The sequence below is a fragment of the Streptomyces sp. P9-A2 genome (assembly GCF_036634175.1).
GTDB lineage: Bacteria > Actinomycetota > Actinomycetes > Streptomycetales > Streptomycetaceae > Streptomyces > Streptomyces pratens.
Genome location: NZ_JAZIFX010000001.1, coordinates 8,181,053 through 8,197,800, shown reverse-complemented (window position 1 = coordinate 8,197,800; position 16,748 = coordinate 8,181,053). Strand labels below are relative to the sequence as shown.

15 protein-coding genes and 3 pseudogenes are annotated in these 16,748 nt (G+C 71.5%); 3 read left to right on the top strand and 15 right to left on the bottom strand.

Annotated features, from left to right (window positions below; all coding sequences use genetic code 11):
* Positions 1-372: 372 nt before the first annotated feature.
* Positions 373-804 (top strand): annotated as a pseudogene (locus tag V4Y04_RS36745) (transposase); the annotation flags it as partial.
* 235 nt (positions 805-1,039) lie between these two features.
* On the top strand, positions 1,040-1,213 hold the full coding sequence (locus tag V4Y04_RS36740) for a hypothetical protein (protein ID WP_332432594.1): 174 nt from the start codon (positions 1,040-1,042) through the stop codon (positions 1,211-1,213).
* A 316-nt stretch (positions 1,214-1,529) separates the two neighbouring features.
* On the opposite strand, the gene V4Y04_RS36735 is transcribed toward V4Y04_RS36740, so the two are convergent.
* The 15 genes and pseudogenes from V4Y04_RS36735 to V4Y04_RS36665 all read right to left on the bottom strand — a co-directional run bounded on the left by V4Y04_RS36735 (position 1,530) and on the right by V4Y04_RS36665 (position 15,879).
* Positions 1,530-1,760, bottom strand: a complete 231-nt coding sequence (locus V4Y04_RS36735; RefSeq protein ID WP_332432593.1) for a hypothetical protein — start codon at positions 1,758-1,760, stop codon at positions 1,530-1,532.
* Positions 1,761-1,779: 19 nt separating this feature from the next.
* Entirely contained in the window at positions 1,780-2,268 is a 489-nt protein-coding gene (locus V4Y04_RS36730; protein ID WP_332432592.1) for a single-stranded DNA-binding protein, read from the bottom strand.
* Between the two features lie 11 nt (positions 2,269-2,279).
* Positions 2,280-3,131, bottom strand: coding sequence for a zinc finger domain-containing protein (locus tag V4Y04_RS36725; protein ID WP_332432591.1), 852 nt, complete (start codon positions 3,129-3,131; stop codon positions 2,280-2,282).
* Positions 3,131-3,643, bottom strand: a complete 513-nt coding sequence (locus V4Y04_RS36720; RefSeq protein ID WP_332432590.1) for a hypothetical protein — start codon at positions 3,641-3,643, stop codon at positions 3,131-3,133. The genes V4Y04_RS36725 and V4Y04_RS36720 overlap by 1 nt, the downstream gene beginning before the upstream one ends.
* Positions 3,640-4,560 (bottom strand): ATP-binding protein, encoded by a 921-nt coding sequence (locus tag V4Y04_RS36715; protein ID WP_332432589.1) that lies wholly within the window; start codon positions 4,558-4,560, stop codon positions 3,640-3,642. Before V4Y04_RS36715 ends, V4Y04_RS36720 begins: the two co-directional genes overlap by 4 nt.
* 597 nt (positions 4,561-5,157) lie before the next feature.
* A pseudogene (locus tag V4Y04_RS36710) lies at positions 5,158-5,352 on the bottom strand (DNA replication/repair protein RecF); the annotation flags it as partial.
* Between the two features lie 108 nt (positions 5,353-5,460).
* On the bottom strand, positions 5,461-6,525 hold the full coding sequence (gene ruvB, locus V4Y04_RS36705) for a Holliday junction branch migration DNA helicase RuvB (protein WP_332432588.1): 1,065 nt from the start codon (positions 6,523-6,525) through the stop codon (positions 5,461-5,463).
* A gap of 14 nt (positions 6,526-6,539) precedes the next feature.
* Positions 6,540-7,166 (bottom strand): Holliday junction branch migration protein RuvA, encoded by a 627-nt coding sequence (gene ruvA, locus V4Y04_RS36700; RefSeq protein ID WP_332432587.1) that lies wholly within the window; start codon positions 7,164-7,166, stop codon positions 6,540-6,542.
* Positions 7,163-7,747 (bottom strand): crossover junction endodeoxyribonuclease RuvC, encoded by a 585-nt coding sequence (locus tag V4Y04_RS36695; RefSeq protein ID WP_332432586.1) that lies wholly within the window; start codon positions 7,745-7,747, stop codon positions 7,163-7,165. Before V4Y04_RS36695 ends, ruvA begins: the two co-directional genes overlap by 4 nt.
* Positions 7,748-8,349: 602 nt before the next feature.
* Positions 8,350-8,925, bottom strand: a complete 576-nt coding sequence (locus V4Y04_RS36690) for a hypothetical protein (RefSeq protein WP_332432585.1) — start codon at positions 8,923-8,925, stop codon at positions 8,350-8,352.
* Positions 8,922-10,307 carry a hypothetical protein gene (locus V4Y04_RS36685; protein ID WP_332432584.1) on the bottom strand — a complete coding sequence of 462 codons (1,386 nt, stop codon included), beginning with the start codon at positions 10,305-10,307 and terminating at the stop codon, positions 8,922-8,924. The genes V4Y04_RS36690 and V4Y04_RS36685 overlap by 4 nt, the downstream gene beginning before the upstream one ends.
* Positions 10,304-11,138: pseudogene (locus tag V4Y04_RS36680) on the bottom strand (ABC transporter ATP-binding protein). The gene V4Y04_RS36685 and the pseudogene V4Y04_RS36680 overlap by 4 nt, the downstream one beginning before the upstream one ends.
* Positions 11,135-11,953: a zf-HC2 domain-containing protein gene (locus V4Y04_RS36675; protein ID WP_332432583.1), complete on the bottom strand. Its 819-nt coding sequence runs from the start codon at positions 11,951-11,953 to the stop codon at positions 11,135-11,137. Before V4Y04_RS36675 ends, V4Y04_RS36680 begins: the two are co-directional and overlap by 4 nt.
* Positions 11,950-12,480: an RNA polymerase sigma factor gene (locus V4Y04_RS36670; RefSeq protein ID WP_443080225.1), complete on the bottom strand. Its 531-nt coding sequence runs from the start codon at positions 12,478-12,480 to the stop codon at positions 11,950-11,952. The genes V4Y04_RS36675 and V4Y04_RS36670 overlap by 4 nt, the downstream gene beginning before the upstream one ends.
* Positions 12,481-13,101: 621 nt before the next feature.
* Positions 13,102-15,879, bottom strand: a complete 2,778-nt coding sequence (locus tag V4Y04_RS36665; RefSeq protein ID WP_332432580.1) for a glycosyl hydrolase — start codon at positions 15,877-15,879, stop codon at positions 13,102-13,104.
* A gap of 465 nt (positions 15,880-16,344) precedes the next feature.
* On the opposite strand from V4Y04_RS36665, the gene V4Y04_RS36660 reads away from it, so the two are divergent.
* Complete coding sequence (locus tag V4Y04_RS36660; RefSeq protein WP_031128743.1) at positions 16,345-16,515, top strand: thiazolylpeptide-type bacteriocin; 171 nt, start codon at positions 16,345-16,347, stop codon at positions 16,513-16,515.
* Positions 16,516-16,748 lie beyond the last annotated feature (233 nt).

Genomic DNA, 16,748 nt, shown 5'->3' with positions numbered 1-16,748 from the left:
TACGGCGTTCGCCTCCGAAAGGCGGCCACCCGCGCCGGCTGTCGGGCACTCCCTCCACAGTCAGGAGGCGACAGCGCCGGGAGACGGGCCTCCGACGACGAAATCCTCACCGTCGCGGCCCTCGACCGCTTCCTCCATCACTGCGACACCGGCGGGCCCACCGTCCGCTCTACCTCTGCCTCTGCCTCTGCCTCTGCCTCTGCCTCTGCACCGATGGCATCCCGCTGTGGGGGTGCAGCCGGTCAAGGTCGAGGTGTGCGCGGATTTGCTCCCCGGAACGCACACCCGCGAGAGGCTTCTGCTCTGTGGGTATGAGGAGGCCGCCATGCGACTCTCCGTGGTGAGCGGGTAGTTCAACGCAGGAGGGGCACGGTGGCCCTGCCCCGGTCCGGCTTGCTCCGCCTGCTGAAGTCGCTCCGTTCGGCGGACGGACTCGAACTCGTGAGGAGTGTGGCCGAACGGATGCCGCAGAAGCCGATCGAGTCCGGGGTCGCGGCCCGGATCGGCGCGGAGGGGAACAAGCACACCGAGGTCCGCGTCGCCCACCCCAACGGGCACCACGGCAGGACGCCGACCATCCAGGCCTGTGACCTCGACCTGGCTGTCCTCACACTGCGTACCGGCAGCTCCTCCCCCGGCCTGCTGGAGCGGCGGTGCCGCATCGACCAGGCTCTGTATGCCGTCATCGTGGACGCCTACGTGCACGGCGTATCCACCTGAGCGGTTGACAACCCGGTCGAGGCCCTCGGCGCGGACACCTGGATCTCCAGGAGCGAGGTCTCCCGGATCTGCGGCGAACTCGACAAGCGCCCCGACATCACTCTCTCTCGCCCCCATTACCACCGACGCGACGGATGACTGATCGGCTGCACCACGAGAAGAGGGCATGACCCGGAGATCGAGGTCTTGATCGTTCCGGATCGCCCGAACGGGAAGCTCACGATCGAACGTTCACGCAGGCGCTCGACGTCATCGGATCTCGGTGTGTCCTGGGTCAGGGATACGGCTTCCGGTCCTGGTCACTACGTAGCCTCGCACCATGACCGAAGAGGCCGAGATCGCACTGAAGAACTACGACTGGATGCTCCGTCACCAAGGGCTGGACCATGTAGAGCTGGACTGGGAGTCCCGCACTCTGGTGTGGGGTGACGGGGGCTCCGACCTTGAAGACCTGTGCAGGCCAGGCTTTACGCCTGCAACCGACGTCGGCTGACGCACGGAGCTACCGGCCGATCATTTTTCTTGTGGTCGGAGATCGGCGCCGGGCCTCTGTCCGTGATCTTCGGGTGTGCGGACGCCGGCTCTTGGCGGTGGCCGGCCGAGGGGCGGCGTGGGTGTGGGGCGGGCGATGGCAATGACGTCCGCCCCGTGCGGTCCGTGGCGGTGGCCACCATGTTCCGATGTATGCACGAACTTCATGTGCTCACCTCGTCGTCCCGTGGGGGTTGTGGACGGCGGCACGCTGTCGGTTCAAAAGGCCGGTACACCGGCCGTCGGCCGCGGTCGCCGCGCGAATTGCCGCAGCGCTGTCACGCCGTTGCCGATGCGCTTGAGGAGTCCAGGCCGGTGAACGGCTCGTCCGCGCTGTCGTCGTGGACCCCGCGACGGGCCGTCTCGTTGCCGTTGTCCGACCGGACCCCAGGGGCGGTGTCCCGGCATTCGGGGTGGCAGTCGGGGCAGGTCAGGCCGATGGCCGCTGCCGGGGTCCAGCTCTCGAGCTGTGCCTGGCCGCTCAGCGGAAGGACATTCATGGCGATCACCCAGCAATCTTCGACCAGGTCAGAAGGGGAACGTGGAACTGTTGTGGTCGTGGGGGGCGCTTTTGTCCCCGTCGGGGGCCCCCGGCGTGTCGTTCGACGCGGACGGGGCGGTGTCGAAGAGGGAGTCGCCGGGCACGCCCACGCGCGAGACCTTGCTGACCGTCGCGTCGGCGTAGCGCAGGGAGGGGCCTATCTCCAAGGCCTCCAGCTCGATGACGGTCCGCTTCTCGCCTTCCCTGGTCTCGTACGTCCGCTGGTGCAGCCGCCCTTGGACGATGACACGGGTGCCGCGCGTCAGGGACTGGGCGACGTGTTCCGCCGTCTTCCGCCAGACCGAGCAGCGCAGGAACAGTGTGTCGGCGTCCCTCCACTCGTTGCTCTGCCGGTCGAAGGTGCGGGGCGTGGAGGCGACGGTGAAGTGGGTGACCGCCTCGCCGGACGGGGTGTTGCGGATCTCGGGGTCGTCGGTCAGGTTGCCGACGACGGTGACGACGGTCTCGCCGACCATGAGAGGTACTCCTAACGCACGTGGGGACGGGGGAAGTCGGTTGTCCGACGACAACGCTGCCGCTTCGGGGCGTCTTCGGGCTCACTGCCCGGCTCCCCTTCTTCTTCTCCTTCGGCGGGCCCCGCCGCGATGAGTCTCGAGGTGTGGGCCGGAGCGTTCTTCAGCGGGATGCCGAGCCGGGGGACGGTGCAGGCACGTCCGGCGGCAGCCCGGCACCAGGGGCAGGGAACGCGGAGGGCGTGGGCGCGGAGGGCGTCCCTCGAGCGGCCGGCGAGGGCGGGAGGTGGCTGGGCCGGGACCGCGGGGGTCCGCTTGACGCGCTGCCCCGAGGCGATCGCGGTCACGATCGCGAGGAGTTCCGCGCGATAGCGGTGCGGATCGTCCGGGTCGGTGTCCGGGAGTGGCAGCGGATCGCGGGCGAGCCGCTCCTCCCGGATCGCGCGCACCTCGGCGCGGATGCCGGCGGCGTCGATGCGGGACTGCACGCGGCCCAGCCGGATCACGGCCTCCCGCGTATCGGCGACGTCCAAGTCGGCGAGCAGGAGGTGCCAGGCGTCCGTCGTGGTCTCCTCCAGATGCATCGACGGGCACATCGCCGCGACCAGCGCGGCGAGCCCCGCGGTCTCGGCCGGCGTCATCCGTTCCTCCCTTCCGCGGGAGCACGTCCCGGGTGACTCCGGCGCCCCGCTTCCCGCCCCGTCCGCCGGCTGCTGGTACAGGTACAGGACGGTCCCGCAGGCGCAGCGCAGTCGCCCGTCGTCCCCGAGACTCCAGCGGCCGCAGCCGAGGTGACCCGCTTGTGAGATCAGGAACCACAGGGTGGCGGGCGATTCCCTGTCGAAGCGCGCTGTGGCGGTGGTCATCACGTCTCGCCCCCGCCGAGGGCGAGCAGCCGGCGCAGGTCGATCTCGCCGGTGCGCCAGGCCCGGGCGACCCGTTCCGCTCCGCCGGGCACGGGCCGCAGGCTGAACGAACGCGGTTCGGGGGCCGGCGCCACCGTCAGTCCCGGGATCACCTCGCCGGTGTGCGGGTCGGCGGCCGGGCCGAAGCAGGCGAGCCGGGCGAGGAGATCCCGCTGCCAGGCGGGGCGCACCCGGACCAGGGTCTCCACCTCGCCGGGGTGGTTCGCGGCCGCCCAGGCGGTGAAGGCGTCCTCGTCGGCGACCACGACCGCCGGCTGGGGGTCGATGAGCGTGAGGGTGGCGATCGGGGTGTCGTCCGGCATGGTCACCCGCATCGACTTGAGGGCGAGTTCGGCGCGAGCCGCGCGCAGCCCGTCGAGGACCGCGCGGCGCTCGGCCCGGTACTCGGCCTCCACCGCGTCGCGCAGCACCCTGAGTACGACGACCCGGGTGGCGTGCTCCCGGAGGTTCACGCGGCCTCACCCTTCTGCTCGGTCCCTTTTCCGGTCTCTTTCTTCGCCTCGGTGCCGCGGCGCACGATGAGCTCGCCCAGCGTGGTCGAACCCCCGGCGGGATCCAGGACGGCGGCGGCGAGCAGGTTGTGCCGGCGCACCTCCTCGTAGAGACCGCGGAGCTCCTCGTAGGTGGCGTGCGGGGCGGTGGCGGTCGTGAGGTAGTCGGACGCGCTCGGGGTGGGCTTACCGGCGTTGAGCCACTCCAGGACGGCCTCGGCGAACGTCTCGTCCGGCTTGCGGATGACGCGCCCGGAGAGCGGCTTCGCCCGGGACTTGGAGATCACCAGGGTGTTCTCGTGGTCGAGGTCGCCGACGATGTCGAACTCGTACTCGATGCCCTCCCGCTGCTCGGGCTTGAGCCCGACCTTGCGCGGCACCTTGCGCCCGCGCTCGTCCGCCTCCACGACGTACTCGGTCTTGGTACGCATGGTGGCGATGAGGTGGCCGGGGTAGGCGAGCAGGGCGTCGACCATCGCCCGCTCCAGAGGGCGGGCCTCCCTCCAGCCGGCGAAGGTGTTGCCTCCCGCGACGCGCTTCGCGGCGTTGTCGACCTGCTCCAGCATTCCGCCCGCGCCGGACCAGAAGTGCGAGAGCGAGTCGACGATCACGACGTCGTAGCCCTCGTGGGCGGCTACCGCGAGCGCCTCGACGAGCGCGGGGGGCTCGAACGTCGTGAGCGGGAGGGTGTCGAAGGCGAACTCGTCGGCGTATTTGGAAGCGCTGCCGTGCTCGGTGTCGATCAGGGCGATCCGGTCGCCGATCCCGGTGCCGAGGACGAGCGCGGTGTAGGTCTTGCCCGAACCGGTGGGCCCGGTGAGTGCGATGCGGGCCTTGGCCCGCTCCTTGGTGGCGGGGGTGAAGGTGAAGCTGTTCACGCCGTTCTCCTCTGGTACATCCGACGGCGGTTCGGGGTGGGCCTGGGGAGGGACAGGACACGGTCCTCACCCGCAAGAGGTGCACCCACACGGCCGAAGCCTCAGTTCGAATATCAGTTCGAAACCGCCTGGAATCTCAGGCTAGACACCAACGGAGGGGTAAATCAACGCTTTGCTCAGAAAAATTACTGATGCCCGATATGCCCCTATCGGGGCCTGGGTTGAGTGCACCGCGTCAGTGGCGCGGCCGGTTCGACCCGGCGTGCATCCGGCAGGACCCGGCCGCGCTCGCCGACCGGTTCCACGCCCCGTTAGGACGCACCGGGAGATCCGGCCGGGGCCCCGTCGCCAGGGCCGGCCTCCGGTGCCCGTGGGTTTCTGGCGGTGCTCCGCGCCCATGACGGTCTCCTCGTCTGCATCGCCGTCGCAGACCAGCTCGCTCTCCCAGACTTACCTGCCCTTGCCGACGGCGAGGGCGACCAGTGCGGTGATGACGAATCCGGCCACCGGATCGACCCGGGCGAAACCGAAGAGCGCGTGGGCGAGCAGCCCGGCGAAGGTCGACAGGCTCAGCCACGCACACAGTGTGGTCCCGGTCGCGTCCGCGGCGACCGGCGGGACGTCGGAGGAGAGCCGGTGGCCGCCAAGGGCCGCGAGACGGCCGACCGCCTCGACGAGGTCGGTCCTGCCCCGGTCGTCGGGACCGACGAAAATGCTGACGCCCGGGCCGAACGGGACCTCGCCCCGGGCGTACGGGCGGGAGCCGGCGGGCGACAGGTGCGATACGCGCATGTCGCGCTGCGGCTCGACGCCACCGACCTCCCTGAAGGCAGGTGGTGGTTACTCCTTGTTCTCGACGACGTGGTCACCGCACTGGTTGCGCAGCGCGGTGATCATCTGTCAGCGCCGGCCTTCCCGCCCGTCGGCGGGACCACCTTGCTGCGGCGGGACGAGGCCGAGGTGCTCCCATGCCGCCGGTGTGGCGATCCGGCCGCGCGGGGTGCGGGCGAGGAGCCCCTCCCGTACGAGGAAGGGCTCGGCGACCTCCTCCACGGTCTCCCGCTCCTCCCCCACCGCGACCGCGAGCGTGGACAGACCGACCGGTCCGCCGCCGAAGAGCTTGAGCAGCGCGCCGAGCACCGCCCGGTCGAGCCGGTCCAGGCCGCGGGCGTCGACCTCGTAGACCGCCAGGGCCGCCTCGGCGATCTCCCTGGTGATCCACCCGTCGGCCCTGACCTGGGCGTAGTCGCGGACGCGGCGCAGCAGGCGGTTGGCGATGCGGGGCGTGCCGCGCGAGCGGCCGGCGATCTCCGCGGCACCGTCAGGCGTTGTCACCACCTCCAGCAGCCGGGCGGAGCGGTGGATAACGCGCTCCAGCTCGGTGGGCTCGTAGAACTCCATGTGGCCGGTGAAGCCGAAGCGGTCGCGCAACGGCGGCGGCAGCAGGCCGGCCCGCACGGTGGCGCCGACCAGGGTGAACGGGGGCAGCTCGAGGGGGATGGCGGTGGCGCCGGGACCCTTGCCGACGATGACGTCGACGCGGAAGTCCTCCATCGCCATGTAGAGCATCTCCTCGGCGGGCCGGGACATGCGGTGGATCTCGTCGAGGAAGAGGACCTCACCCTCCTGGAGGGAGGACAGAACCGCGGTCAGGTCGCCCGCGTGCTGGATGGCCGGCCCCGAGGTGATGCGGATGGGGGCGTCCATCTCGGCCGCGATGATCATGGAGAGGGTGGTCTTGCCGAGGCCGGGGGCTCCGGAGAGCAGCACGTGGTCGGCGGTGGCACCGCGCGCGCGGGCGGCCCGCAGCACGAGGTCGAGCTGCTCGCGGACCCTCTCCTGGCCGATGAACTCGTCCAGGTCCTTGGGGCGCAGGGCGGCCTCGACGGCCTGTTCCTCCCCGTCGGTGACAGATACCACCAACCGCTCGATGAGGGCGGCGGTTTCGGCTTCGTCCCGGGTCATGCGGTCCACTCCTCTCAGCGGGCGCGATTCAGCGTGCGCAGGGCGGCACGCAGCAAATGCGACACCTTCGGGGCGGCGCCGTCGGCCGCGGCGGCCTCGGCGGCGGGGGTGACGGCCGCGATCGCCTCCTCGGCCTCGTGCACGGAGTACCCGAGGCCGACGAGCGCCGCGTGAAGTTGTTCGCTCCAGGGCGCGGGAGCGGCGGCGCCGGCCGGGTGGCCGGCCCCAGCGGCACCGGCCGGCTCGCCCAGTCGGCCGGCGAGCTCCAGGAGCAGCTTCTGGGCGCCCTTCTTGCCGATGCCGGGGACGGCGGTGAGCGCCTTCTCGTCGCCCTGGGCGACCGCGCGCCGCAGCGCCTCCGGGGTCTGCACGGCGAGCATGGCCTGGGCCAGACGCGGCCCGACGCCGCTGGCGGTCTGCAACAGCTCGAAGACCTGCCGCTCGCCGTCGTCCGCGAAGCCGTAAAGGGTGAGCGAGTTCTCGCGCACGACCAGGGAGACGGCGAGCCTGGCCTGTCGGCCGATGCGGAGCCCGGCCAGGGTGTCGGGCGTGCACTGGACGGCCATGCCGACGCCGCCGACCTCGACGACCGCGGCGTCGGGGGCGAGCGCGGCGACCGTGCCGCTGACGAAGGCGATCATCGGATCGTGCTCTTCCGAAGTCGTGCGAGTGCGGGAGCGGGGCAGGCGGTGGCGTGCGCCTGCTGCGGGCGATTCAGCGCCTGGGTGCGCCAGATATGGCAGATGGCGAGCGCCAGGGCGTCGGCGGTGTCGGCCGGCTCCGGTGGGGCGTCGAGCCGCAGCAGCCGGGTGACCATGGCGCCGACCTGGGCTTTGCCGGCGCCTGCGCTGCCGGTGACGGCGACCTTCACCTCGCTGGAGGTGTGCCAGGCGACGGGCAGGCCGCGCCGGGCCGCGCACAGGATCGCGACCGCGCTCGCCTGCGCGGTGCCCATCACGGTGCGCACGTTGTACCGGCTGGACACCCGCTCCACGGCGACGGCTCCGGGTCGGTACTCGTCCAGCCACCGCTCGATGCCGCGCTCGATGAGGAGGAGGCGGTGGCCGATGTCCGCGTCCGCCGGGGCGCAGAGGATGCCGGCGGCCGTCACCGTGAGCGGCCGTCCGGGGGCGTCGTCGACCACCCCGAGGCCGCACCGGGTCAGCCCCGGGTCCACGCCGAGCACCCGCGCGGTGCCCTCCCTGAGGGTCAAAGTCTTCATGAGCGAGCCAAGCTTGTGCGTTGGGTCGTGTTGACGCCGGTCGGGTGGCGAGTCCGCCTCGCGGATTGCGGGGCGGACCCTCCGGGCGCATCGAGCTTCGCAGACGGAGTCCGCCTGCGAAGCTCGATGCGGACATGGGGAGATCTCCGGGGGCTCCGGTCGGCGAAGTGTGGATTTCCACATATGTCCGGCCTGGCCTGGACTTCATGGTAACTCGAACTGGTGTGCGAGGATAGGTCGTGACGGTCACACGGGCCCCGACATGGTCCGCTCGTACCTGCGTGGCCCCTCCTCTGCGGGACCCGACACCGCTCGTCCGCCCTGGCCACCCGGTCACGAGCCGCCGCTGTGGAGAGGGCACGGCCGCCAGGAGCCGTACGACGATCGTGTACCGCCCGTTCTGCCGCCGCACCCGAGTGCGGAGTGCGGCTGGCCCACCGCAGGCCGGTGGTGCGGCCGCTGCCCCATTGGCCGGGTCTGTCCAGCGCTTGCCGGCTGGTGGCCCGCCGCGACCTGCCGGCGCCTTCGTGAGCACCGCGGCGGGGGCCGCGGCGCTCACGAAGGGCGGGGCCGCGCACGAACACGGCCGTGGTCCGGTCCGGTTACCGTCTCGGTCCCGCGACGGCGTAGGCCGCGGTGCCTGCGATGAGGAGGACCAGAGCCGTCCAGGTCCCCGCTGCCGTGCCGGGTGGCAACAGCATCCAGGTCGCCACCTGCGTCGGCGCACTCGTCGGGGGCGGGGCGAAGAACGAGAACGAGAGCCAGGCGAACGGCAGCGTCCATGCGTACCGGCCTCCCGAGAACGCCGCGCCCAGGGCGGCCAGTCCCATCAGGCCCGCGCTGTCCCGGACGACGAACATGAGGGTGGCCATGTCCTCGCCCCTCGTCTGCACGGTCAGCAGCACCGTGCAGACGACCGCGCCGGCGAGCAGCACGTGCGCCGCTCTGCGGGGCACCCAGCGGATCGCGGCCGTCCGGTCCAGCTCGAGGTCCTGCCCGCTGAGCCCGGTCGAGGCCGCCATCGCCCCTGCGGCGAGGACGAGCACGGGCAGCCGTGGATCACCGGGCGCCTCGCTCCCGTCCCGGGCGAGTGCCCACACCGTCACCGCGCTGATCACCACCGCGGCGAGCGACGCGGGTACCTGACGCGAGCGCGCGTACAGCGTCAGCCATCTCACCGGGACGCACCGCCGGACAGTGCGTCGAAGGCGTCGCCCTCGCAGGAGAGCGCGGCGGCGCGCATCGCGTTGATCCGCGAGAGCTGTTCGGCCCGCGGCAGCGCCTCCAGCTCCTTCCACACCGGGCGGGTCTCGGCCTCGACCTCGCTGCGCAGACTCGCCGACTCTGTGCCGGGAAGCGGCCTGAGGTCCCCGAGGACCCAGCCCACCGCGACGGTCTGCGCGAAATCCTCGTTCCCCCAGCTGCTCCAGCCGACGGGAGTGCACCCCGGCACCATGGCTTTGGCGATCAGGGCCCGGGTCAGCTCCTCGCCCTCCGCGGCGGCGATGACGCCGTCGTCGAAGTCGAAGAGCACGGTCTCGCCGGACCACTGCGGCACGGCGCCGTCCGGCAGTACGGCGGTGTTCTCCCGGACCGAGGCCGGCGCCCGGCCGCCCAGCGCGCCGTGCAGCAGGCGCAGTGCCTCCTTACCGGGACCCGCGAGGTCGGCGAGTCGTGTCCGGTGCGCCTTGGCCACGCACACCGGGCCGTCGCACACCGGCTCCGCGGCGGCCTCGTCCACGACGTACATCCGTCGCGGGTCGGAGGGGAGGACGAGCAGGGCGAGCGCGGCACCCGCCAGGGTGGGCGTCAGGGCGATCAGCCGGGAGCGCGGGGTCGCGGCGACCAGCAGCGCGAAGCCGGTCGCGGCCAGGCCGAGCAGCCAGATCGTCTGCCCGACGTGCACGGAGGAGGAGAGCGTGACGAGCACATCGCGCACCTCCTCCACCGCCGGTGACAGCAGGGAGACCCGGTTCGGCTCCGTGCTCGCAACCCCCGTCTCCGTCCGGCCCAACGACATGTGCATGAGGGCCGTGAACACGAAGGCGCCCATGGCCAGCGCGGGCGGGGTGAGCACGGACGGCAGGGCCCGCCCTGCTCCCATGCCCAGCACCGCACCCGCGACGAGGAAGAGTGCCCCCACCAGCGAGATCGGCAGCCACCCGAGGTGCGTGTACTCGGTGTTGGCGAGCACCTGGACGGCGCCCACGAGGACGAGGAGCGCGAAGGCCGAGGCCAGGGTGATCGCCGTCGTGCCCGCCAGCATGGCCGCGCGGTGCCGGGCGGGCCGCGGCGTGCTCCTCAGCAGCTCGGGCATCTTCGAGCGGTGGTCGCGCAGGCCCTGCAGCGCTCCGAGCCCCACGGCCAGCGGCCACAGGTAGAACAGCAGGCTGCGGGTCCACATCGCCAGGGACGTCCACTGAGCCGTCCACGCCGTGGTGCCCCTCCACCACGAGGCGTCCACCAGGTACAGGAACGCCAGCGCGCTCGTGAGGACCACGGCACCGGCCCACGGGGCCACGGAGCGCTTCAGCTCGATGCGCAGGACACGAATGTTCACCAGGCGCCCCTTTCCCGGTCGGGGCCCTGCAGCAGCGCCGAGTAGCCGCGCTCCAGAGGGCTGTCGCCCACGTGCTCGGGGCCGCCCGCCGCGGCCAGCTCGTCCGGGGTGCCCTGGAAGACCAGTCGCCCCTCGGCGAAGAGCACCACGTCGGTGCAGGCGGCGGCGACGTCCTCCACCAGATGGGTCGAGACGAGCACGCAGGTGTCCGTACCCAGCTCCTGCAGCAGCTCGCGAAAGCGCAGCCGCTGCGCCGGGTCCAGGCCGGCCGTCGGCTCGTCAAGGAGCAGGATCGTCGGGTCGTTGACGATGGCCTGGGCGATGCCGGCCCTGCGCACCATGCCGCCCGAGAGTGCCTTCATCCTCTCGGGCGGCGCGGTCCGCCAGACCCACCCGCTCCACGGCGCGCTGCACCGCCTCGGGGATCTCCGCCTTCGGCACCTCCTTCAGCCACGCCATGTACTCGACGAACTCGCGCACCGTGAAACGTTTGTAGTAGCCGAACTCCTGCGGCAGGTAACCGATCCGGCGGCGCAGCGCACGGTGCTCGCCCATGCCGCCCGCGGACTCGCCGAGGATCTCCAGGGTGCCCTCGGTGGGGCGCAGCACGGTGGCCAGTGTCCGGATGAGAGTGGTCTTGCCCGCCCCATTGGGGCCGAGGAGTCCGTGTACGCCGGTGCCCAGCGACAGGTCGAGGCCGTCGACGGCCATTCGTTTCCTGCCGACCCTGACCTTCAGCCCGGTGGCCTGGATCTCCCAGGCGTAGGCTGTCGGTGCGATGTCGGCCGCGCTCACGGCGGACGTCATATGGTGTTCCTTTCCGATGGTCATCGATGGGCTCCCAGCACGGAGTACGCTCCTCTGCGGGCGATCACGACACCGATGCCGAGCGCGAGAAGCAGCCCCCACAGGGGCAGACCGCCCGTCTGCAGGGCGAAGGCCGTACGGCTGGTGGCCAGGGTCGGCGCCACGATCACGGCGGCCCACACGGCGGCCAGCACGACGGCGGCGCGGGTCACCCCGACGACACCGCCGAGCGCCAGCGTCGTCGCCGTGACGGCCAGGCAGGGCAGCAGCCACTGAGCCACCATCACCCCCGTCGCCCATCCGCCCACCAGCAGCGCGGGGACGACCACGCCGAGCACGGACGCGGTGCGCCGCAGTACCAGTTGGAGCCCGGCCCTGGGTACCGAGGCCGTCAGTTCGTACGCCGGGTCCAGACCGCGTGACCAGGACGCCGCGACGCCGAGCACGGGCAGGACCGGTGCGAACAGCAGCACCAGCGACACCTCGCCGGAACCGGTGCCGGCCAGGTCGAGCAGCAGGGCCAGCAGCGTCACGCCCACGACCATGGCCAGCCACGGCACCATCGTGGGCGTCATCCACCTCGACAGCCGCGCCGGCCGGCGCCGTCCGCGCGGCATCGTGGCGGTGACCGCCAGTTGGGGTTCGAGGCCGGACCACACGGTGTCGACCAGCGCCGCCACGGCGGGCACCTGGGCACCGACAGCGGCGGACAGCCGGTCACGGCACACCCGGCACGCCTCCAGATGGGCCTCCACGGCCCACACCTCGTCGGCGGCGAGGTCCGTGCCACCGCGCGCGTAACCTTCGATGATCCGCGTCGACGCGTGTTCCACACTCACGCCAGCGCCCTCCGCATCGCGATCCGGGCCCGGCGGGCACGGGTCTTGACCGTGCCCTCGGGCAGCCCGAGCAGGACCGCGGTCTCCCGGACGGACAGCCCGTCGAGCACCATGGCCTGCAGTACCTGTCTCAGCTCCGGCGCGAGGCACCGCAGCGCGTCCCCGACATCACCGCCGACGGTCGCCGCGAGCGCCTCCTCCTCGGCGGCGGGCGCCGCTTCGGGCGCAGCGGCGGCCGGCGGCGGCTCCGCGTGGTGGGCCCTGCGCCGGAACGCGTCGACCAGGCGGCGCGCCGCGATCGTCCACAGCCAACCGGTGGCCGTCCCCCCGACCGCGGCCCCGGCGAACGCACCCGCCGCGCGCCACACCGCCAGATAGGTCTCCTGCATGACCTCCGCGACGATCTGCTCGTCCGCGCACCGGCGGCGCAGCCGCACCGCCATCCACGGCGCCGTACGCCGGTACAACTCCTCGAACGCGGCACGGTCGCCTTTCGCCGCCAGCCGGACGAGACGTTCCTCGTCCACCTCGTGCAGCGCTGCTCTGACTGATCTCACACCCGGTAGACGCCCGAGCCGGGCCGCGGGTTTTCCCCCCGACGTGATCCCCGCCATATGCGGGAAACGCGTGAGTTCTGCTCAACCGGGGTCTCGCCGTTACGCAGTGGTGGTTTCGCTGGTCCGGACAGTCTCGCTGAACAGGACGGGGGGCGGCTTGAGTTGCTGTGGCTTCAGCGGTCCGAGCGCATGGACCCCTCCGGGGGCAGCACGCTGATGCCGGGTGCAGCCGAGGACCGGCCGGAACCGCGGTTGCCTGGCCCACTCCGCAGACCGCGCAGGCGGCGCCGGCCTCCCGGCCGCCACCGCGTCACGCAGCCGACGGCGCGGACTCGGACTCGGGCCGGGCGTCAGGGGCATAACCACCCGGTAAGCGATGCCTGTGAGGGATCTCCGTGAGGGATGTCCGTGAGGAACCGGCCCCTTCGATGACCTCGCCGGCTCCACCACGTCCCGCTTGAACCCTTCCCGGAATTTCGGGGGCCGCTCCGGAGTCGGGCGGTACCGCCTCGGCGTCCGTGATCACCCCGGTCACGCCGGTGCGGCGGGCATCGGCCTGACGCCGATGCCCGCCGCCGGCTTTCCGCCGGTTCAGCTGTAAGGGATCACCAGCACGGACTTGTCCGTGCCCGTCTGGAGCTTGGAGGTGCCGTTGCCGATGGCGCTCCACACCTCGAGGCGTACGGTGCCGCCGTTCAGATTGCCCAGCGCGCCGGTTGAGGCCTTGAGACCGCGTGTCTGCGTGTACTCCTCCCAGCCGGTGACCGGGTCGGTCGCGAAGTAGTGGTACGTCTCGGTCCGGTCGAAGCTGCCGTTGCCGGTGAAGTCGTAGCTGATCCGGGCCTGCTGGCCGAGCCCGACCGTGCTGCCCGCGTCCACCTGGAGCCGGAAGGCGGTCTGTGCGCCCGGGGCGAGCGTGCCGTTGACACCGCGGACCTCGTAGACGAGGGGCTGGTACGGGGTGCCGTCGTGGTTGGCGCCGCCACCGGAGGCGATGGTGTCGCTGCCCGCCGTGCCGCCGGTCGCCGTGGTCAGGGCGCCACCGCTGCGCAGTTGGAAGGTGTTGCCGGTCGGCGGGTCGGGGTCGGGATCCCCTGAACCGGTCCCGGTGCCGCTTGCGGTGGAACGGGCCGGTACGGAGAGGGTCTTGCCGTCGGAGAAGGTGACGGTGCGGGCCGTCGCTCCGTGGTTGTGGGCCGCGTAGGTCCGGGTGGTTCCCTTGGTGAAGACGGCGGAGGTGGGGATGTCACCGGTCACGGTGGCGTCCGGGGCTCCGAGGGTGTCGAGGGTGTTGATCCAGTGGTAGGTGTGCGCCTTCGACTCCCCTTCCTCAGGGGTGTAGCCGGCGTGGCCCGCGTCCCACTTCGCCTTGGCCACCGCCGGGTCGGCGAAGGACTGGAACTCCCAGAGGAGGTCGCGCCATTCGACGGCCGGACCGCCGTTCTCCCGTTCCATCTCCGCGATGTTGCGCCGGATCGCGGCCTTCTCACCGCCGAGGTGGAGCGATCCGCCGGTCACGGGCAGGACGTTGATGCCGTGGATCTCCTCGGGGTTGGCGGTCCACCAGGTGGCGTAGGCGGCGCCACTGCCCCACACCATGCCGGCCGTGTCGTGACCGAAGGAGGACGGGAAGACCTGCTCGTCGGCGTCGAACCAGTACTGGGCGATCGACTCCGACTCGGTGGTCAGCAGAAAGGTGCCGAGGTCACGCAGCGAGGTGTCACCGGTGGCGGAGCCCCACAGGACGAGGGCCGCGCTGAGGTTGGTGGACTCGGAGGAGGACTCCTGGTTGTTTCCGGCGGCGAAACCCTGATGGCCGGAGGCCCAGCTGTGGCCCGCGTAGACGTCGAAGCCGCGCAGGAAGGGGAAGGCGGTGTCGGTGCGGCTGGGGTTGGCGGTGTCCCGTACGAGGGTCTTGACCATGCCGCCCCAGGCGGATTCGGCGGCCCATCCCTGGTCGTACTGGGCGACGATCGCCGCCGCGTAGACGTAGTAACTGTAGTGGAAGTGGTGGTCGTTGAGCTCGGTGTCGCTGCCGTAGGAGGCGGGGTAGCCGGTGAGCGTCTTCCAGTCCTTGTCGTAGCTGAACTCGTTCGCGCCTCCCGCCGTGAACCAGTCCTGGAGCTTGCCCTTCATCAGGCCGAGAAGCCTGTCGCGGATGCCGGTCTCACCGATCTGGTCGGCCACCGGCACGAGCTGGGCGAGGCGTCCGAGGGCCTTGCCGGTCCAGTAGGTGTCGGAGGCTCCGGAGAAGGGGTCGGCGGCGTTCACGACCTCGTTCAGATAACCGCGCAGCCTGGCGGTGTCCACACCGTTCGACTTGGGCAGCCCGGGCAGCACAGCCGCTGCCTTCTGGCTCGTGGTGAAGGAGGCCGACTCGCGGACCTTCATGGTGCCGCGTGGTGAGACGTAGGTGTAGGAGGTGAGGGGGTCCGTGGTGTTCAGCCACTGGTGGCGGTAGAGCGCCTGGAGCGTGCCGCGCTCGGTGCCCTCCTTCGCCTCGGTGGTGAGGGTGTAGGTGGCCTTGACGGTGCCACCGGTGTAGTTCCAGGTGGCCTTGGAGTCGGTGACGAAGCTGTAGGCGTACTTCGTGAAGGTCGCCAGCGCGCCGGTGGACGGCAGCACGGCGACGGAGAAGTAGTCCTTGGAGCCGAGACCCGCGGTGACGGTGGAGCCGGCGATGTTCCAGTCGCTGCCGGTCGGCGCGAAGAGGGCGTAGTGGTGCCCGGCGACGGTGATGCCGAGGACGTTGCCCTGGTCGGCGAAGACGGTGGGCGCGCCGGCGGTGGTGATCTGGGCGTTGCCGCCGGAGCCCTTGGCGTATACGAACGGGGAGCCGTGGCCGATGGTGGTGCGCAGGGTGCGGGCGCCGTCGGACCAGTGGGGGGTGACCGTCCAGTCGGACCAGTCGTCGGCCTTGGTGTCGGGTGAGTTGAGGCCGGTCAGTCCGATGGTGAGGTCGCGCTTGTGGGCGTACTCGTACTGGCGGCCGTCACCGACGATCGCGGGGGACGTCGGGTAGCCGACGTCGAGCCCGCCGGCCGTGGCCTGGTAGGTGAGGGGGTGTCCGTACATGGGGGTCGAGTACGGGTTGTCGCCGTAGCGCTGGAAGGCGAGGGAGGACCACCAGTCGTTGGTGGGCACGGGCCGGTTCCGGGCGGCGGCGGTCAGCTTGGGCGTGACCGGCGTTCCGGTGTTGGTGGTGGGGCCCGACGTGCCGGGGGGCCGGGTATCAGAGTAGCTGCCGGAGCCTACGGGGACGGTGGCGGCGGCCGCCGGCACGGCGGCCGGGCCCAGGCCGACGACGGCGAGGGCTGAGGCCAGGAGCAGTACCACTGCCGGTCTGGTACGGGCGCGGGGGGATGGCATGGGGCACCTCAAGTCTTCACAGGAGGGGGGACTGAGAGCGCTCTCAGATGGCCGGAACGTAAAGCCCATGTAATGCACGTGTCAATAGATTGAACGCGGTGGGTAGTTGAAGCCGAGCCCGAGTCGGTTCTGTCTTCGCGCCTTGACGGTGTGAGCGCGTGGGGCCCCCTTCGAGCGGACGCCTGAGAGCCCTCTCACGTCGCTCCAGCGGCTCACTGGCGGTGGCGGCTCCGGTGACACGGTCTGCGACCGGGCGGGCAACGGCTGTGACCCGGCCCGATGCGCGGCGTCGGCGACATCACGGTGACTCCGGCACCGCTCACGCGGCCGGCTCCGGCGCGGCGTGCCAGCGGAATGACAGCGGAAGACGTGCCGAACGGTGAGCGGGGGCCGCTGAACTGGTCCGGTAACCGCCTGCGGCCACCACCGGACACGGTGGTCCGCCCCGACTCCTGGGGAGACACCATGAACAAGGACCTGAGCACCCTCGCCGACGAGATCCTCGAGCTCGAGGCCGAGACCTTCGAGATCTCCGACTACTCGGACGCCAGCGAGGTCGTGCTGGCCGGCTGCACCAGCACCAGCTCCACCTCGACCTCCAGCTCCACCTGCAGCACCACCTCCTGCTCCGCCTGACCCGGCGTCCGGCGCGGCAACGCCCGGTCGGCGCGCGCCTCCTTCACGGAGGAGGGCGCCGACCGGGCGCTCGGCATGCCCGGGACCCGTCGTTCGGCATGCCCGGGACCCGTCATGACGGCGCCCGACGAGACATGTTCCGGCCGTGGGCCGGAGAACCGGCCGTGGGCCGGAGAACCGGCCGTGGGCCGGAGAACCGGCCGGGGCGAAAGCGAACACCGTGAAAAGGTTCG

Bases quoted from the DNA above. Each gene is read 5' to 3' on its own strand.
- V4Y04_RS36730 (WP_332432592.1), bottom strand. From the start codon at position 2,268: ATGGTCGGCGAGACCGTCGTCACCGTCGTCGGCAACCTGACCGACGAC.
- V4Y04_RS36740 (WP_332432594.1), top strand. From the start codon at position 1,040: ATGACCGAAGAGGCCGAGATCGCACTGAAGAACTACGACTGGATGCTC.
- V4Y04_RS36660 (WP_031128743.1), top strand. From the start codon at position 16,345: ATGAACAAGGACCTGAGCACCCTCGCCGACGAGATCCTCGAGCTCGAG.
- V4Y04_RS36725 (WP_332432591.1), bottom strand. From the start codon at position 3,131: ATGACCACCGCCACAGCGCGCTTCGACAGGGAATCGCCCGCCACCCTG.
- ruvA (WP_332432587.1), bottom strand. From the start codon at position 7,166: ATGATCGCCTTCGTCAGCGGCACGGTCGCCGCGCTCGCCCCCGACGCC.
- V4Y04_RS36665 (WP_332432580.1), bottom strand. From the start codon at position 15,879: ATGCCATCCCCCCGCGCCCGTACCAGACCGGCAGTGGTACTGCTCCTG.
- V4Y04_RS36695 (WP_332432586.1), bottom strand. From the start codon at position 7,747: ATGAAGACTTTGACCCTCAGGGAGGGCACCGCGCGGGTGCTCGGCGTG.
- ruvB (WP_332432588.1), bottom strand. From the start codon at position 6,525: ATGACCCGGGACGAAGCCGAAACCGCCGCCCTCATCGAGCGGTTGGTG.